The organism is Nocardia sp. NPDC055165 (assembly GCF_053606985.1).
On the sequence record NZ_JBSGSS010000034.1, the window covers coordinates 1 to 16,601 of the forward strand.

Annotated in this window: 16 protein-coding genes; 9 read left to right on the plus strand and 7 right to left on the minus strand. The window is 68.1% G+C overall.

The features are described 5' to 3' along the window. Positions 1 to 54: 54 nt before the first annotated feature. Positions 55 to 1,260: a CaiB/BaiF CoA transferase family protein gene (locus tag ACWFRF_RS34365; RefSeq protein ID WP_452454276.1), complete on the minus strand. Its 1,206-nt coding sequence runs from the start codon at positions 1,258 to 1,260 to the stop codon at positions 55 to 57. Continuing rightward, a complete protein-coding gene (locus ACWFRF_RS34370; protein WP_452454278.1) occupies positions 1,260 to 2,777 on the minus strand; it encodes an aldehyde dehydrogenase family protein in 1,518 nt (505 codons plus the stop codon). The genes ACWFRF_RS34365 and ACWFRF_RS34370 overlap by 1 nt, the downstream gene beginning before the upstream one ends. 198 nt (positions 2,778 to 2,975) lie before the next feature. Here ACWFRF_RS34370 and ACWFRF_RS34375 point away from each other — a divergent pair, with 198 nt between their 5' ends. The 9 genes from ACWFRF_RS34375 to ACWFRF_RS34415 all read left to right on the plus strand — a co-directional run bounded on the left by ACWFRF_RS34375 (position 2,976) and on the right by ACWFRF_RS34415 (position 10,919). Beyond that, a complete protein-coding gene (locus tag ACWFRF_RS34375; RefSeq protein WP_379314866.1) occupies positions 2,976 to 3,782 on the plus strand; it encodes a TauD/TfdA dioxygenase family protein in 807 nt (268 codons plus the stop codon). After that, positions 3,779 to 4,483, plus strand: coding sequence for an SDR family NAD(P)-dependent oxidoreductase (locus ACWFRF_RS34380; RefSeq protein ID WP_452454280.1), 705 nt, complete (start codon positions 3,779 to 3,781; stop codon positions 4,481 to 4,483). Before ACWFRF_RS34375 ends, ACWFRF_RS34380 begins: the two co-directional genes overlap by 4 nt. 67 nt (positions 4,484 to 4,550) lie before the next feature. Beyond that, on the plus strand, positions 4,551 to 5,411 hold the full coding sequence (locus ACWFRF_RS34385; RefSeq protein ID WP_067444939.1) for a mycofactocin-coupled SDR family oxidoreductase: 861 nt from the start codon (positions 4,551 to 4,553) through the stop codon (positions 5,409 to 5,411). Positions 5,412 to 5,425: 14 nt separating this feature from the next. Continuing rightward, the gene (locus ACWFRF_RS34390; RefSeq protein ID WP_067444937.1) at positions 5,426 to 5,617 is read left to right on the plus strand and encodes a ferredoxin; all 192 of its coding nucleotides are present in this window, start codon (positions 5,426 to 5,428) and stop codon (positions 5,615 to 5,617) included. 12 nt (positions 5,618 to 5,629) lie between these two features. Further along, entirely contained in the window at positions 5,630 to 6,988 is a 1,359-nt protein-coding gene (locus tag ACWFRF_RS34395) for a cytochrome P450 (protein WP_067444935.1), read from the plus strand. A 65-nt stretch (positions 6,989 to 7,053) separates the two neighbouring features. After that, positions 7,054 to 8,712 carry a thiolase C-terminal domain-containing protein gene (locus ACWFRF_RS34400; RefSeq protein ID WP_452454283.1) on the plus strand — a complete coding sequence of 553 codons (1,659 nt, stop codon included), beginning with the start codon at positions 7,054 to 7,056 and terminating at the stop codon, positions 8,710 to 8,712. Between the two features lie 45 nt (positions 8,713 to 8,757). Then, positions 8,758 to 9,261, plus strand: a complete 504-nt coding sequence (locus ACWFRF_RS34405) for a DoxX family protein (RefSeq protein WP_452454285.1) — start codon at positions 8,758 to 8,760, stop codon at positions 9,259 to 9,261. A 27-nt stretch (positions 9,262 to 9,288) separates the two neighbouring features. Further along, positions 9,289 to 10,101, plus strand: coding sequence for an NAD(P)-dependent oxidoreductase (locus ACWFRF_RS34410; RefSeq protein WP_452454287.1), 813 nt, complete (start codon positions 9,289 to 9,291; stop codon positions 10,099 to 10,101). A gap of 5 nt (positions 10,102 to 10,106) precedes the next feature. After that, complete coding sequence (locus ACWFRF_RS34415; protein ID WP_452454293.1) at positions 10,107 to 10,919, plus strand: NAD(P)-dependent oxidoreductase; 813 nt, start codon at positions 10,107 to 10,109, stop codon at positions 10,917 to 10,919. A gap of 134 nt (positions 10,920 to 11,053) precedes the next feature. On the opposite strand, the gene ACWFRF_RS34420 is transcribed toward ACWFRF_RS34415, so the two are convergent. Genes ACWFRF_RS34420 through ACWFRF_RS34440 form a run of 5 tightly spaced genes read right to left on the minus strand, consistent with a single transcriptional unit; the run spans position 11,054 to position 16,280 of the window. Beyond that, positions 11,054 to 11,422 carry a hypothetical protein gene (locus ACWFRF_RS34420; RefSeq protein WP_452454289.1) on the minus strand — a complete coding sequence of 123 codons (369 nt, stop codon included), beginning with the start codon at positions 11,420 to 11,422 and terminating at the stop codon, positions 11,054 to 11,056. Next, positions 11,422 to 12,126 carry an ABC transporter ATP-binding protein gene (locus tag ACWFRF_RS34425; RefSeq protein WP_379314769.1) on the minus strand — a complete coding sequence of 235 codons (705 nt, stop codon included), beginning with the start codon at positions 12,124 to 12,126 and terminating at the stop codon, positions 11,422 to 11,424. The genes ACWFRF_RS34420 and ACWFRF_RS34425 overlap by 1 nt, the downstream gene beginning before the upstream one ends. Then, the gene (locus ACWFRF_RS34430) at positions 12,123 to 12,836 is read right to left on the minus strand and encodes an ABC transporter ATP-binding protein (RefSeq protein WP_379297470.1); all 714 of its coding nucleotides are present in this window, start codon (positions 12,834 to 12,836) and stop codon (positions 12,123 to 12,125) included. Before ACWFRF_RS34430 ends, ACWFRF_RS34425 begins: the two co-directional genes overlap by 4 nt. Continuing rightward, on the minus strand, positions 12,814 to 14,934 hold the full coding sequence (locus tag ACWFRF_RS34435; RefSeq protein WP_452454291.1) for a branched-chain amino acid ABC transporter permease: 2,121 nt from the start codon (positions 14,932 to 14,934) through the stop codon (positions 12,814 to 12,816). Before ACWFRF_RS34435 ends, ACWFRF_RS34430 begins: the two co-directional genes overlap by 23 nt. Then, on the minus strand, positions 14,934 to 16,280 hold the full coding sequence (locus ACWFRF_RS34440; protein ID WP_452454296.1) for an ABC transporter substrate-binding protein: 1,347 nt from the start codon (positions 16,278 to 16,280) through the stop codon (positions 14,934 to 14,936). Before ACWFRF_RS34440 ends, ACWFRF_RS34435 begins: the two co-directional genes overlap by 1 nt. Between the last annotated feature and the right edge of the window lie 321 nt (positions 16,281 to 16,601).

The window sequence follows — 16,601 nt, forward strand, 5'->3', positions numbered from 1 at the left end:
CAGGGGCACCCACTGTGGGTGCCCGCCGGAGCTTTTCATGATCGTGGGCCGATCTCAGGTGATCGCGCCCGCGGTTTTGAGGGCGATGACCTGCTCCCAGTCCAGCCCGAGGCCCAAGAGGATCTCCTCGGTCTGGGCGGCGAACTCGGGGCCGGGGGCCAGTTCGGGTGCGGTGACATCGAATTGCACCGGATTGGCGACCAATTCGAGCTCACCGGCGCGAATCAGGTACTCGTTGGCCCTGATCTGCGGGTCCGAGCCGACCTGCAGGCTGTCCTGGACCGGCGCCCACGGTCCCGACAGGGTCCCCAGGCGCTCGGTCCATTCGGCGAGGGTCCGGCTCGCGAACGCCTCGCGCAGGATCGCCACGGCCTCCTGGGTATTGGCCGCGATGTCGGCCGACGTCCCGAAACGGGGGTCGGTCGCGAGTTCGGGACGGTCGATGTGGCGACACACGTCGGCCCAGAACTTCGCCGGCTGCAACATCACCAGCGACAGGTAGCGGCCGTCGGCCGTGGCGTACAGACCCGAGAGCGGATTGCTGGGCGCGCCATGGGCACCCGGTACCGGCGCCACCATCGGCTCACCGAGATGGGCCGAGAGCGCGATGGTGTGGCCCATCGCCCACAGCCCGCTCCCGAGCAGCGAGACATCGACCACCGACGGTTCGCCGGTGCGTTCCCGTTTGAGCAACGCCGCCGCGATCCCGCCCGCGAGATTCGTCCCCGAGATGGTGTCGCCGAAGGCGGGCCCCGGGGGCGAGACCATGCCCTCGGTGCCCGGCGGGGTGATGGTGGCGGCGACCGAGCCGCGGCACCAGAAGGCGGTCATGTCGAACCCGCCCTTGTCCGATTCCGCGCCGCGCGGGCCGAGCGCACTGCCGCGCGCGTAGACGATCTTCGGGTTCACCGCGCGGATGTCGTCCACGTCGATCCCGAATTTGGTGCGCGCCTGCGGCAGAAAGCTGGTGAGGAACACGTCGGCCTCGCGGGCGAGGTCGTGGATCACCGCGCGCCCCTCGGGCACCGACATGTCGACGCCGATGCTGCGCTTGCCCCGATTGGCATGTTCGACATTGGGATTGGGGTCACCTTCGACCCGCATCCGGCCGATTTGTCTGAGGCCGCGTTGCGGATCGCCAGTGACCGCGTGTTCGACCTTGACAACATCGGCGCCCCAGTCGGCCAGGACCGCGCCCGCCGACGGCACGAAACCGTACATCGCGACCTCGAGGACGCGAATTCCCTCGAGCGGCCCCACTACTGGGCACCGCCCGACGCGTCGCTCAACCCGACGACCGCGGCGTAGGTCTTGCTCTCGAGGAATTCCTCCAGCCCGGCGACACCGCTTTCCCTGCCGATCCCCGACTGCTTGAATCCACCGAAGGGAGCGTCCGGCTGGAAGTAGTTACCGCCGTTGATGCTGAACGTTCCGCTGCGGATACGCCGGGCGATCCCGAGCGCGCGCTCGGTATCGGCGCTGAACACCGCACCGGACAGGCCGTAGATCGAATTGTTCGCGATACGCACCGCGTCGTCGTCATCGTCGTAGGGGATCACGACGAGTACCGGGCCGAACACCTCCTCCTGCGCGATCTCGCTGTCGGGATCGACGCCGGCGAGCAGGGTAGGCGCGTAGAAGAAGCCCGGATCGACCTTCGTACCGCCGGTGACCAACCTGGCTCCGGCAGCGACCGCGCGCTCGACCAGGCCGTGCACCTTGTCGCGCTGCTTGGCGCTGATCAGCGGTCCCATATAGGTTTTCGGGTCACTGGGATCCCCGCTGCTCACCCAACCGAGATTGGTGGCGACCAGCTCGACGATCTCGTCGTGGCGCGCACGTGGCACCAGCAGCCGGGAGGTGAGCGCGCAGCCCTGTCCCGCATGGGTACAGATGGTGAACGCGGCGAACACCGCCGTGGTGGCGAAGTCGGCGTCGTCGAGCAGGACCATGGCGGATTTGCCGCCCAGCTCGAGGAAGACCCGTTTGAGCGATTCGCTCGCCGCCGCCATGATCTGGCGCCCGACCGGAGTGGAGCCGGTGAAGGTGATCAGGTCCACGTCGGGGTGCGTGGTCATCAGCTTGCCGATCTCGACGTCGGCGGCGGACAACACATTCACCACGCCGGGCGGGATATCGGTGTGCTCGGCGATCAGCTCACCGAGGGCGAGCGTGGCCAGCGGGGTATCGGGGGCGGCTTTGAGCACCACCGTGCAGCCCGCGGCCAGGGCGGGCATGAGCTTGGCCAGGGCCAGCTGATGCGGGTAGTTGTAGGCCACGATCGCCGAAACGACACCGGCGGCTTCCTTCTCGATCCAGCGCCGGTGGCGCTCCCCGCGGATCTCGAGCTCGCTCAGTTCCTCGGTCAACGAGTACTCGGGCAGCAGGTCGGCGTAGAAGCGAGCGATCTCGATCGGGAAGTCGAGCTGGTTGCCGTGGGTGAGCCGCCGGGTGGCGCCGACCTCGGCGATGGTGAGCTCGCGCAGGTCCTCCACGTTGTCGAGCAGTGCCCGATGGAGTTGGTCCAGGCAGCGAGCCCGCAATGCCGCGTCGGTCGACCAGCTGGTCGTGTCGAAGGCTCGACGGGCGGCGGCGATGGCCGCCTCGGTCTGTTCGAGCGTGGCTTCGGGCGCGTAGCCGTACACCTCGCCGGTCGCGGGATTGAGCGAGGCGAAGGTCTGTTCCGCCTCGACCAGCTGTCCGTCTATCAGCAATCGCTTGGTGACTGCCGTGGTCGGCGCGGACGCGCCGATCGAGTCCGTGTCCTGGGATGACATCCCGTCTCCTCGCTGAGCGTTGGAAATGTGATTCTCACTTCTAGAGAACAATATATCCATATGCAAGGGCTCGCATCAGCCGAATGCCGCGACCGACACCGCGATCACCGGCAGCCCGTTCACCAAAAGGCGGACATCAGCCCTTGCGGAGGAAACCTCAGCGAGAGTACGGTTCTCGCAACTGGAAGGGAGATTCTTGTGATCCACACTACAGCGCTGCGTCCCGCGATCGGGGTGGAAGTCACCGGCGTCGCCGATCTGCACGACGACACGGTGGTCAGCCGGTGCCTCGAAGCACTGAAATGGCGCGGTGTGCTGGTCGTGCGCGGTCTGCACCTCGATGACGAAGCGCAACTCGCGTTCTGCCGCGAGCTGGGCACGGTGTTGGCACCGGGCGGCCGGGAGATCTTCACGATCACTCTCGATCCCGCGAAGAACCGGGCCGCCAAGTACCTCGAGGGCACGTTCTTCTGGCACATCGACGACACCACCAACGAGGTGCCGGCCAAGGCCACCGTGCTCACGGCCCGCCACGTCGCCATGGAGGGTGGCGGCACCCAGTTCGCCAGCACCTACGCCGCCTACGAGAACCTCCCCGAAGCCGACCGCAAGCGCTACGAAGGTCTGCGCGTGGTGCACAGCTTCGAGGCGTCCCAGCGGCTGGTGCATCCGGACCCGACCCCCGAACAGGTCGCGGACTGGCGTACCCAGCCGAGCCACGAGACGGCCCTGGTCTGGGAGCGCGCGGACGGCCGCAAATCCCTGGTGATCGGCGCCACCGCCGATCACATCGTCGGCATGGATCCCGCGGAGAGCCGGGCGCTGCTCGACGAACTGCTCGCCTGGTCGACGCAGGAACGCTTCGGCTACACCCATGACTGGACCGTCGGCGACCTAGTGATCTGGGACAACACCGGCATCCTGCATCGGGCGCTGCCCTATCAGGCATCCTCCGAACGCGAACTGCACCGGACCACCCTCGCGGGCGAGGAGGCCTGGGCGTGAAAACCGCGGTGGTCACCGGCGGCGGCTCCGGGATCGGTCTCGCTGTCGCACAACGGCTCCAGGCCGACGGGTATCACGTGGCGACGCTCGATCTGCGCCCGACCGATACCCGATTCGCCCACACCGCCGACGTTTCCGACCCCGAGCAGGTGAGCGCGGCCTTCGCCGCGATCCGCACCCAACTCGGCCCCGTGACGATCCTCGTGAACGCCGCGGGCCTGGACGGTACGGGGCGCTTCGCCAAAATCGACTTCGCGCAGTGGCAGCGGGTGATCGACGTCAACCTCAACGGCGTCTACCACTGCGTTCAGGCGGTGCTGCCCGACATGCTCGAGGCCGGGTGGGGTCGCATCGTGAACATCTCCTCGTCGAGCACGCATTCGGGGCAGCCCTTCATGGCGCACTACGTCGCGGCCAAGTCCGCGGTGAACGGGCTGACGAAATCGCTGGCGCTCGAACTCGGTCCGGCCGGGATCACCGTCAACGCCGTCCCGCCCGGCTTCATCGACACCCCGATGCTGCGCAAGGCGGAGGCGGCCAAGCTGCTCGGCGGCACGATCGACGACCACATCCAGCGCACCCCTGTGCGGCGGGTGGGCCAACCCGAGGACATCGCCGCGGCGTGCGCGTTCCTGATCTCCGAGAGCGCCGGGTACATCACCGGGCAGATCCTCGGGGTCAACGGCGGCCGTAACACCTAGTCGTACCAATCCAGACAACGGGCTCACCGCCTTCCGGTGGGCACCGCGCACACCGAAAGGAATTCCCGTGGGACGTGTCGAGGGCAAGGTCGCCTTTATCACCGGAGCCGCTCGCGGCCAGGGCCGCAGTCATGCGGTGCGTCTGGCCGCCGAGGGCGCCGACATCATCGCCGTCGATATCTGTCAGGACATCGACACCATCCAGTACCCGCTGTCGCGTCCCGAGGATCTGGACGAAACGGCGCGACTGGTCGAGAAGTCCGGGCGGCGCATCGTCACCGTCCAGGCCGATGTGCGCGATGCCGCGCAGATGCGTGACGCGGTCGCGCAGGGAGTACAGGAACTGGGCCGCCTCGACATCGTCGTCGCCCAGGCCGGGATCGCCGGGATGAAGGGCGAGCCGCAGTGGCAGGCCTGGACCGATGTGCTCGACACCAACCTGGTCGGCGTGCTCAACGCCATCCACGCCGCGCTGCCGCATCTGCAGGCCGGCGCGTCGATCATCGCCACCGGGTCGCTGGCCGCGCTGATGGACACCACCAAGGTGGACCAGCCGGGCAAGGATCCCGGCGGCGTCGCGTACATGGTCGCCAAGCGGGCGCTGTCGATGGTGGTGCACGAACTCGCCACCCACATCGCGCCGAAGAAGATCCGCGCCAACGTTATCCACCCCACCAACTGCAACACCCCGATGTTGCAGAGCGAGCCGATGTACCGCTCGTTCCGGCCCGATCTCGAGAATCCGACCCGCGCGGACGCCGAGCCCGCCTTCCACACCATGCAGGCCATGCCGGTTCCGTATGTCGAGCCCGAGGACATCAGCGACGCGGTGCTGTTCCTGGCATCCGACGAGTCCCGTTTCGTCACCGGCAGCCAATTGCGGGTGGACGCGGGCGGATACCTGAAGTGGTACGACTACCACGCCTGAAAGGAATTCCCGCCGTGAAGGTTCGAGTCGATTCAACGCGCTGCCAAGGCCACACGCTGTGCGCGATGACCGCTCCCCGATCATTCGAGCTGAGCGACTTCGACGGTCATTCGTCGCCGGTCAGTGAGACCGTCGCGCCCGATGAGGAGGAGCAGGTGCGTGAAGCAGCGCACTCCTGCCCGGAACGCGCCATCGATATTTCCTGAGAGGACACCGCCATGAGCGTCGACGACGTGGCGACCGACGACACACGCAAGAAACCGAATTTCTCGTTCGACAGAATGACCCCCGAATATCGGGACCAATTCGTCGCGACCACCGAATCCATGCATGAGCAGTGCCCGATCGCCTGGACCGACACCCACGACGGGCACTGGGTCGCGGCGGGCAACCGCGAGGTCTTCGAACTCGCGCGTTGCCCGCACATCTCCAACGACCACGACACGGCCGGGGTCCGGCGCGGCTACAAGGGCATCTCCATTCCGAAAGCCCCACGGGCGAGCGGTGTTCGGGGCGGCATTCTGGAAATGGACGAGCCGGAGCATCGCGAGGTGCGCGCGGCGCTGAATCCGTATCTCTCCCCCGCCGCCGTGGCCCGCTGGATCCCGTTCATCGACGAGATCGTGCGCGCCGCGATCGACGAGAAGATCGAGTCGGGGCGGATCGATTTCGTCGACGAACTGGCCAATATCGTGCCCGCGGTGCTGACCCTGGGCATGCTGGGTATCCCGCTCGCCAAATGGACGATCTACAACGAGCCCGCGCACGCGTCGGTGTACACACCGCCGGATTCGCCGGAGTATCCGCGGGTCGCGGAAATGCATCGGACGATGGGCATCGATCTGCTGCAGAATCTGTTCGAGATCAGGGAGAACCCCCGGCCCGGCCTGATCAACGCGATCAACAACGCGACGATGAACGGCGAGCCGCTCCCCGATATGGAAATGCTGGGCATGCTCGGCCTGCTCATCGGCGGCGGCTTCGACACCACGACCGCGCTCACCGCGCACGCCCTGGAATGGCTCTCGGAGAACCCGGACCAGCGCGAGACACTGAGCCGCGAGCGCGACGATCTCCTCGATTCCGCCACCGAGGAATTCCTGCGCTACTACACGCCCGCACCGGGTGACGGGCGCACGATGGCCGAGGATTGCGAGGTCGTCGGCACCCAGTTCAAGGAAGGCGATCGGGTGTGGCTGTCGTGGGCGATGGCCAATCGGGATCCGGCGGTCTTCGACGACCCGAACGAGGTCATCCTGGACCGACGGCGCAACCGGCACTACAGCTTCGGGCTCGGCATCCACCGGTGCATCGGCTCGAACGTGGCACGCACCGTGTTCAAGCGCATGCTGCTCGCCGTGCTGGACCGGATGCCGGACTACCGCTGCGATCCCGAGACCGCGGTGCACTACGACACCATCGGGGTCATCCAGGGCATGCGGCACCTCCCGGCGACGTTCACTCCGGGCGTGCGGCTGGGAGCCGGACTCGAGGAGACGCTGGCGAAACTCCAGACGATCTGTGACGAACAGCAACTCGCGGCACCCGTCACAGCCCAGCGCGACGCCAGTACCTAGTGAGCAACGCGATGGCCGAGCCATCGGTGAACAACAAGATGGCCCAGCCATCGGTGAGGAACGAGATGGCCGAGCCATCGGGGCGGCCCCTGCCCCAGGTGACCGCGGAGAACGAGTTCTTCTGGACCGCGGGCGCCGACGGGCGCCTGCGGATCCAGGAGTGCGGTTCTTGCGCGGCCCTGATCCATCCACCGCAACCGGTGTGCCGGTACTGCCACGGGCACACCCTCGGGGTCCGGGAGGTCTCCGGCTTCGCCACCCTGGTCGGCTTCACCGTCAACCAGCGGTTCAGCGTGCCGGGGCTACCCGCGCCGTATGTGGTGGCCCAGGTCGCGGTCGAGGAGGATCCCCGGGTTCGCCTGACCACCAATGTGGTGGGCTGCGACCCGGCCGACCTCGTGCTGGGGATGCGGATGGAGGTCGTGTTCGAACAGGACGCGGATGTGTGGTTGCCGCTGTTCCGGCCGACCGCCGAACAGCCCGAACCCGCGCCGCTGCCCGCCGACGAGATCGAACCGCACCGGTTCGGCGAGCACGTGCGGCCGATGATCGGCCGGGACAAGTTCGAGGACAAGGTCGCCATCACCGGGATCGGAATGTCGGATATCGGTCGGCGGCTGATGGTCTCGCCGCTGTCGCTAACGATCTCGGCCTGCGAGCGCGCGGTCGCCGACGCCGGGCTCACCATGGCCGACATCGACGGTTTGTCGACCTATCCCGGCGGCGGCAATGTCGGTGGTTTCGGCGAGGGCGGGGTGACCGCGCTCGAGGCCGCGCTGGGTCTGCGGCCGACCTGGTACAACGGCGGTTTCGAGACCTTCGGTCCCGGCGGGTCGGTGATCGCGGCGATGCTGGCCGTCGCCGGCGGGTTGGCCAGGCACGTCCTGTGCTTCCGCACCGTCTGGGAGGCGACGTACAACGAACTCATGCGCACCGGCAAGATCACGCCGACGGGCGGCCGGACCACCAGTTGGATGATGCCCTTCGGCGCCACCTCGGCCGCGCATACGTTGGCGCAGAACGCCCAACGGCATTTCCATCGCTACGGCACCACCAGGGAAACGCTCGGCTGGATCGCGCTGAACCAGCGCGCCAACGCCGAGCTGAATCCGACGGCGGTCTATCGCGAACCCCTGACGATGCCGGAGTACCTCGACGCCAGGCCGGTCACCACTCCGTTCGGCCTCTACGACTGCGATGTCCCCTGCGACGGCGCGGTCGCCGTGCTGGTCTCGGCGATCGACACCACCCCGGATCTGGCGAAGCCGCCGGTGCGGGTCGCCGCGGTCGGTACCCAGATCCTCGAACGGATCGAATGGGACCAGAGCACCCTGACCCATGAACCACAGGTCCTGGGCCAGGCCGCGCACCTGTGGTCGCGTACCTCGCTGCGCCCCACCGATGTCGACGTCGCCGAACTCTACGACGGATTCACCTTCAACTGCCTGTCCTGGATCGAGGCCCTCGGCTTCTGCGGGATCGGCGAGGCCAAGGACTTCCTCGACGGCGGCAAGAACATCGCGCGCGACGGGCTGCTCCCGCTCAACACCCACGGTGGCCAGCTCTCCCACGGCCGCACCCACGGTATGGGGCTGTTGCACGAGGCCGTCAGCCAATTGCGCGGCGAGGCGGGCCCGCGCCAGGTCGAGGGCGCGCGGGTCGCGGTGACCAGCAGCGGCGGGCTGACCCCGAGCGGTGTCCTCCTGCTGACCAGCGACAACTGACCCGATTCGACCGAGCCACCCCGTCGTGGCTCAGGAGGTGAACCCATGGATATCACCGATGTGGCGCCGACTCTGATCCGGCTCGTCGTCGGCGCCACGATGATCGCGCACGGTCTCAACCACTGGCTCGGTGGCGGGCGGATCGCGGGCACGGCCCGCTGGTTCGCCGGCCTCGGCCTGCGCAACGGTGTCTTGCAAGCCTGGGCGAGTGTGGTCGCCGAGATCGGGGCGGGCGTGCTGCTGATCCTCGGCCTCGCCACACCGTTGGCCTGCGCGGCGGTGATCGCGGTCATGCTCGTCGCCGGGCTGCTCGCGCACCGCGCGAACGGATTCTTCGTCTTCAAGGAGGGGTACGAGTACGTACTCGTCCTGGCGGTGGTCGCGCTGGCGCTGGCCTTCACCGGCCCGGGTCGCCTGTCGATCGATCACGCCGCCGGAATCACTGTCACCGGCTGGGCCGGGGGCGTCATCGCACTCGGCGCCGGCGTGGTGTCGACCACGGGACTGCTCGCGCTGTTCTGGCGCCCGCGGCCCGAACCTACTGCGTGAGTGGCATATCGAATAGGAGGTGCGCTGATGCGCATCGGATTCATCGGGTTGGGTAGTCAGGGTGCGCCGATGGCGCAGCGAATCGTGGCGGCCGGGTATCGGACCACCCTGTGGGCACGCAGACCCGCCACGCTCGAGCAGTTCGCCGAGACCGCGGCCGAGATCGCGCCCACCCCGCGCGCCCTCGCCCAGGCCAGCGACCTGGTCTGTTTGTGCGTGGGCAACGACGCCGACATCCGTGAGGTCCTGACCGGCGAGGACGGCGTGCTCGGCGGACTCGCGCCGGGCGCGATCGTGGCCGTGCACAGCACTGTTCATCCCGACACCTGCCGCGAGCTCGCCGAAACTACTGCGGCGCAGGGCGTTACGTTGATCGATGCCGCTGTGAGCGGCGGTGCGCCCGCGGTCGCCCAGGGGCGTTTGCTCGTCATGGCCGGTGGCCCGGTCGAGGCGGTCGACCGGTGCAGGCCGGTGTTCGGCACCTACGCCGATCCGGTGGTGCACCTGGGCGATACCGGGGCGGGCCAGGTCACCAAGCTGCTCAACAATCTGCTGTTCACCGCGAATCTCGCGACCGCGGCGAGCACTCTGGCGCTCGGGCGCGACCTCGGCGTCGACCAAGCTAAGCTCGGCGAGGTGATCGCGAACGGGTCGGCGAACAGCTTCGCCCTCGGTCGTATCCTGGCCGGCACGCTGGCGCGAATCGGCGAGCACGCCGGGCACACCCTGCGCAAGGACGTCGGGCTGCTCGCCGAACTCGCCTCCGGGGCCGACGCCGAGACCGGTGTCGCGCTGACCGCGGCCGACGAGACACTGAGCCTTATCGGCCATCCGCGATGACCGCCTTGCGGATCGGGTTCATCGGGGTGGGGCGGATGGGCGCTCCGATGGTGCGCCGTCTCGTCGCGGCGGGGCACGAAGTGCGCGCGCTCGGTCGGTCCGGCGACGCGCGTCGGCGGATCACCGAGTTGGGTGCTGAGCCCGTGTCGTTCACGGCCGCGGTCGGCACCGGGGCGGACGCCGTCGTGGTCTGCGTGTTCAGCGACGCCCAGGTCCGCGAGGTGTGCCTCGATACTCCGCTGCTGGCGAGCATGTCCGGCGGGTCGGTGCTCATCGTGCACACCACCGGTAGCCCGCGAACCGCCGACGACATTGCCGCGCAAGCCAATTCCTCCGATATCGGGGTGGTCGACGCGCCGGTCAGCGGTGGGCCACCCGATATCGATGCGGGCACCCTCACCGTGTTCGCCGGTGGCGCCGAAGACGCCGTCGCCCGCGCTCTTCCGGTACTGCGGTGCTACGCGGACCCGGTGCTTGCGGTGGGTCCACTCGGTACGGGCCAGTGCGTGAAGCTGGTCAACAACGCGCTGTTCGCGGCCCAGCTCGGCCTGATCACCGAAGCCGTGCAGCTGGCCGCCGAACTCGGCGTCGACGAGGCGACCCTGCTGTCCGCGCTCCAGCAGGCCAGCGCAGCCAGCCGCGCCGCCGCCAGTGTGGCGGCGAAGGGTTCGGTGGCCGCGTTCCATGCCGCGGTCGGTGAGTTCCTCCGCAAGGACGTCGCCACGGTGCGGACGCTGGCCGCCGAACTCGGCGCGACCATGGGTGCGCTCGACACCGCGATCGACGCGCAATTCCTCGACATCCCGCGCGGCGTGTGACCGAACTGCGCTGCGCGTGACCGAACTGCGCTGTTTGTGAACATATTACGCTGTGCGTGAAGGTATTACGCTGTGTGACCTCGATCGGGATCGCCCTCATGTGGGGGGCGATCCCGATCTCGATCAGGCGCTCATCACGCCACGGACGCGGCGTCGCCCAATTGAATTCGGTTCTCCGACAGGCGATCACCGAGCTGGTTCAGATCGTAGGACTGGCGTGCCATCCAGAATCGCAACACACCGGTGAGCGAGTAGCGGACGAACAGCGCGGCGCCGACGATACTGAGCGCCACCCCGACCAGCGCGAGCGCCAGTGCGTCGCGCTGGGCCAGCGGATCGGAGGTGTTGTGCGCCAAGAAGTAGGCCACCACGGCGAGCGCCGGGCCCGCCACCATCGCGGTCGCGCCGAGGCGCAACCACAGACTCCCCCGGCCCGAGGCGGGATCGGGGATCTTCAATTCGGCCAGTTCGCGAGCGAAGCGGTCGGCACGTGTTTCGGTCATCAGTGACTTCCTAGGTAGAGGTTGGCCAGTTCGCGGCGGAGTTCGCCGTCGGCGGGCCCCTGGTGTTCGATGCGGCCGCGCACCAGCACGGCCGCGTGGTCGGCGATGTCGAGGACGGCGGCGGCGAACTGCTCGACGACCAGCACCGCCACGCCTTGGCGGGCGATCTCACCGACCTGTTCGTAGAGCCGCTCGACGACCAGCGGGGCCAAGCCCATGGACAGTTCGTCGAGCAGCAGCACGGCCGGGTCGGTGGCCAATCCCCGGGCGAGCGCGAGCATCTGCTGTTCGCCGCCCGACATCGTGCCCGCGATCTGGTCGGCGCGTTGGGCGAGAATCGGGAATCGGCTGAACGCCACCTCCTCGATCTCGGCATGGGTCTTGCCGGTGAACGTCATCATCAGCAGGTTGTCGCGGACCGACAGGTTGGGGAACACGCCACGGCCCTCGGGGATCAGGCAGACTCCGGCGGCCGCCAGATCGCGGGGGTCGGCCCCGGTGACGTCTCGGCCACCGAGGACCAGTCGGCCCGCGGTGACCGCACGCACCCCGGCCGCGACCCGCAGGGTGGTGGTCTTACCCGCCCCGTTGGGACCGAGCAGTGCGACCACCTCGCCGGCGCCGACCCGCAGATCGACACCGTGCAGCACCGTGATCGCGTCGTAGGCCGCGCGGACACCGTGTAATTCCAGTGACGAGGTCATCCTTCTCCCAGGTAGGCGGCGAGTACGGCGGCGTCACGGCGGATCACCTCGGGCGGCCCGGAACTGATGATCGCGCCGAGGTCGAGCACATAGAGCTGGTCGCAGACATTCATGACCAGGCCCATGTCGTGCTCTACGAGCAGCACCGCGACGCCGTCGGCGGCCAGCGACCGCAACAGCGCGGCGAACCGCTCGGTTTCGGTGTGGTCGAGGCCGGCCGCCGGCTCGTCGAGCAGGACCACGCTGGGCCGGGCGGCCATCGCCCGGCCCACCTCGACCAGTCGGCCGGTGCCGGTCGGCAGATCGTCGGCGGCGGTGTCGGCCACCTCGTCCAGTCCGAGTCGGTCGAGGAGCCCGTCGACGATCCCGGCGGCGTCGCGCCGGTGGCGCCCGAGTTCCGCGGCGACCAGCAGGTTGTCGCGAACGCTCAAGCGGCCGAACAGTTCCAGCCGCTGAAAGGTCCGCGCCATCCCGTGCCCGGCCCGGCGGGCGGGCCCGAGCCGGGTGACGTCCCGGCCGTTCATCGTGACCCGGCCGGTCACCGGTCGCCGCAATCCGCAGATCACGTCGAACAGGGTGCTCTTGCCCGCGCCGTTCGGGCCGATCAGGCCGGTCACCTTGCCCGCCTCGGCGCACAGCCCGGCCTTGTCCAGGGCGCGGTGACCACCGAAGGTCACCGTGACCTGCTCAACTTCGAGTAGCGATCCCACGATCGAGCATCTCCTTGTCTGCTGTGGTCCACGCCCGATCGATGCCGAGCCATTCGACGGGCACCTGCGCCGGCGTGGGCGGACGGTGGCGCCGATTCGCCCAGCGAGGCACCACGATGGCCGCGATCAGCGCACCCGCGGTGAACACGTAGCCGTTGATGACATCGCCGAGGCGCAACGCCCACAGCAACGCCAGCCCACCGAGCAGCACCGCCATCACGACCCGATCGCGCAGTGCCGCGGCCCATTCGCGACGGATCTGCGCCAGGGCGCCCTGGCCGAGGAACCCGCCGCTGAAGGCGATACCGCCCAGGGCGGGCAGGACATGGACGAGATTGGTCAGCGCCGGGAACAACACGGGAATCGCGTTGAGCGGCCCCGAATAGACAGCGCCGGTGAACAATCCGCTGCCGACCGCGCCCAGCCCGGCGATGACCACGATCAGGAAGATCGGCAGGCCCGCGACGAAACTGAACTGCTCGGCGGTCACCGACCGCAGCTGCATGCCGTAGAGCGCGCCGCCGAGTCCGGCGATCGCCGCCGACAGCGAGAACACCAGCATCTTGGCCGCCAGCAGGTTTCCGCCGAGGGTGGCGTAGGCGGCCTCGCTGTCGCGCAGGGCGATCAACCGCCGGCCGAGCCTGCCGCGCCGCAGCATCCCCACCGCGAATCCGGCCAGCCCGAGCACGATCGCCGCGAAAACGGTGATCTGCGCGGTGCTGGTCAATTGGGTGCCGAACAGGCTGGGGCCGACCAGATCCACCGAGCCCTGGTCGAACAGGGCGATCCGCACCCCGAACACCTCGAACGAGGGCAGGGTGAAGATCCAGCGGTCGAGCACCACCGCGAACGCGGCCGTGCCGAGCGCGAGGTAGACCCCGGACAACCGCAGCGCCGGTAGGGCGATCAGCGCGCCGACGACGCCCGCGATCGCCATGGCGGCGAGCAATGCCCACCACTGCCCGTCGGCGCCCAGATGCGCGTAGGCGACGGCGCCGATCCCGGCGATGCTCAACTGGCACAGCGAGATCTGGCCGGCGAACCCGGCGAGGGGGACGAACGACAACGCGATCACCCCGAAGGCGAAAATCAGGCCGTAGCTGATCAGATCCGCTTCGCTGAGCAGGGTGGCGAGCATGAGCCCGACCACCGCGACGACGACCGCGAACACCGCCGAACCACGCACGCTCGGCAGCGGCACCGGGCTCAACCGCCGATCGCGGCCCCGCAGCCGGCCGTGCGGGAACAGCAGCAGCGCGACGAGCAGCAGCAGCGCGGGCGCGGCCAGCCGCAGTCCGGGCAGATACTCGTTCTGTGGCAGATACCCGGTGAGGTAGCTCTCCAGGCAGCCGACGACGATCGCACCGAGAAAGGTCATCGGCAGGCTGCGCAGCCGTCCGAAGATCGCCGCGCTGTAGGCGCTGACGATCAGCAACGATAGCTGCGCCGCGTCCAGGGCCACCATGGGCGCGATGAGGATGCCGCCGACGGCCGCCAATTCGATGCCGAGCATCCAGGCCACCTGGTTGGCGCGCTGGGGGTCGGCACCGGTGAGCCCGACCAGTGCCCGATCGTCGACGGTGGCGCGCATCTCCGCACCGGTTCTGGTGCGGTACAGCAGGATTCGCAGGGCGATGGCCACCGCCACCGCCACCACCATGGTCAATGCCTGATGCCAGGTGATCGTCACCGAACCCAGGTGCAGCGGTGGTTGGTCGGCGAAGAACCGCGGCAGGGTGCGCGCCACGTCCGGATTCCAGATCCAGCGCGCGGTGAGCATCAGGCCGCTGAGCAACGCCACCGTCATGACGAGTTTCTCGGCGTCACCCAGGCCCTGGGTGGGCGCCAGCGCCTGCGCGAACGCCAACCCGAACAGTGGTGCGAACACCAGCAGCACCAGGGCGACCGCGATCGGCGTCGGCACGCCCCAGCCCACGGTGAACTGCCAGTACACGAAGGCCGAGACCATGCCCGCCGCGCCGTGCGCGAAATTGAAGACACCGGTCGTGGTGAAGGTCAGGACCAGGCCGCTGCCGATGATGGCGTAGATCGCGGCGGTGCTGAGCCCGACGATGCCGAAAGCGATGAACTGCTCCATTATTTGACGTCGCTCATGCTCTTGTTGACGTCGGCCAGCGTCAGCGGGCGACCGTATTCCTTGGTGTAGACGTAGGGCTTCATGTCGCAGCGGAACGGACCGGTGTCGGGCTTGAAGTCCGCGTTCGTCCAGCCCTGCGAGGTCGCCTTCATCACGTTGAAGCACTTGGGCGGCACGGTGTGGGTCGACATGTCGGCGGGCGCCTGCAAACCGCCGGCGGTCCACGCTGTTTCCTTACGGGCGGCCTCCACCACGCAGGTGCGGGTGAGGTTGTCGCCGCAGCTCGAGGCCGCCTTCGCGAACAGCAGCCACTGCACCAGCGAGCGCAGCCCGTTGTAGGTCAGTTTCCCGTCGGGCGCGTACTGGGCGAACAGATCCTTGGCCCGCTGCACCGCCGGGACGCTGGCCGCCGATTCCAGCGGCACGGTCCCCGACAGGTCGGCGAAGTTGTTCTGCGCGCCCAGCGATGTGCGGGCGAGCTCGAGGAACGCGGGGGTGTAGGCGTTGCTGGTGACGTCGACCCAGTCCAGCTTGTAGTCCATGCTGGTGAGCACGTCCTCGAGCTTGGCGAGGCTGCGGAAGTCGCCGAGGAAGATCAGGCCCTTCACGCCCTTGGCCTTGATGGACTGCGCGTAGGGCGTCCAATCCGAGACGCCCGCGGCCGGATAGAGGTCGTTGTAGATCAGGGTCGCGCCCTCGGCGGGCAGCGACTCCCCGTATCGGTCGGCCATCGACTTCACCACCGGTGAGTCGGCCACGATGATGCCGACCGCGGCCGCCGAGGCCGGGTAGGCCTCCTTGAACAGCCACTGATGCATGCCCGCGTAGGTGTCGTAGGGGCGCGCGGAGGAGGCACCGGATCCCACCTGGAGATCGGAACCGGTGTTCTCGGCCTGACTCACCTGCGACGGGAACTCGGGCAGCGTGCACGTGAGCCGATCCTTGACGCCGAGGGCATCGAGTGCGGCGGAGCCACCGACCAGCGCGAAGTCCTCGCGGCAGGCTTCCAGCATGCGCGCGCGGACCTCGAGCAGTTTCGCGTCACGGACATTGAAGGCCAGCTTGCGACCGTTGATTCCGCCGTTGTCGTTGCACCAGGACGTGAAGACCTTGGCGGCGTCGACCAATTCGGGATTCTTCGTGAAACCCATATCGGTGAACACGCCGACTTCGATCTGCCCGGCGGTAACTCCCTGCGTCGGCGCACTCGTCGATTTGCCGGTCTGGCAGACCCCGTTCAGATCACCGAAGTCGCTCGTCACCGCCTTGCCGCCGGGTGCCGCGGCCTCTTCGACCCCGCTGCCGGTGCGGCCGCTACAGCCCGCCACCAGCAACGCGGTCGCCATCAAGGCGATCAGTACTCGCTGCGATCTCACCGATGTCCTCCTGACACAAGCTCGGCGGCCGAGCCCTGTTTCTCATCGAACAAAGCGCCTGTTCTCGGCGCTCTCTATTTCGGAAATCATCTTCTCATCGAAAGAGAATAAAGTTAACCCTTTGAGAAAATATCTGATTCACCACTGTGTAAACACGTGTGGCGGCCCGCGGGCAGCCCCGGGGGCCCCCACATTTATTATAACACAAAAGGGGGGGGGGGGGGCGCCCCGTAGAGTGAACAAGCCGGCGTATGGTGGGGGGGGCCCCAAACACGGGGCCCCCCGGCCCCC

Coding starts and splice junctions, on each gene's coding strand:
- ACWFRF_RS34370 (WP_452454278.1), bottom strand. CDS start 2,777: ATGTCATCCCAGGACACGGACTCGATCGGCGCGTCCGCGCCGACCACG.
- ACWFRF_RS34405 (WP_452454285.1), top strand. CDS start 8,758: ATGGATATCACCGATGTGGCGCCGACTCTGATCCGGCTCGTCGTCGGC.
- ACWFRF_RS34410 (WP_452454287.1), top strand. CDS start 9,289: ATGCGCATCGGATTCATCGGGTTGGGTAGTCAGGGTGCGCCGATGGCG.
- ACWFRF_RS34400 (WP_452454283.1), top strand. CDS start 7,054: ATGGCCGAGCCATCGGGGCGGCCCCTGCCCCAGGTGACCGCGGAGAAC.
- ACWFRF_RS34425 (WP_379314769.1), bottom strand. CDS start 12,126: ATGACCTCGTCACTGGAATTACACGGTGTCCGCGCGGCCTACGACGCG.
- ACWFRF_RS34435 (WP_452454291.1), bottom strand. CDS start 14,934: ATGGAGCAGTTCATCGCTTTCGGCATCGTCGGGCTCAGCACCGCCGCG.
- ACWFRF_RS34395 (WP_067444935.1), top strand. CDS start 5,630: ATGAGCGTCGACGACGTGGCGACCGACGACACACGCAAGAAACCGAAT.
- ACWFRF_RS34420 (WP_452454289.1), bottom strand. CDS start 11,422: ATGACCGAAACACGTGCCGACCGCTTCGCTCGCGAACTGGCCGAATTG.
- ACWFRF_RS34440 (WP_452454296.1), bottom strand. CDS start 16,280: ATGGCGACCGCGTTGCTGGTGGCGGGCTGTAGCGGCCGCACCGGCAGC.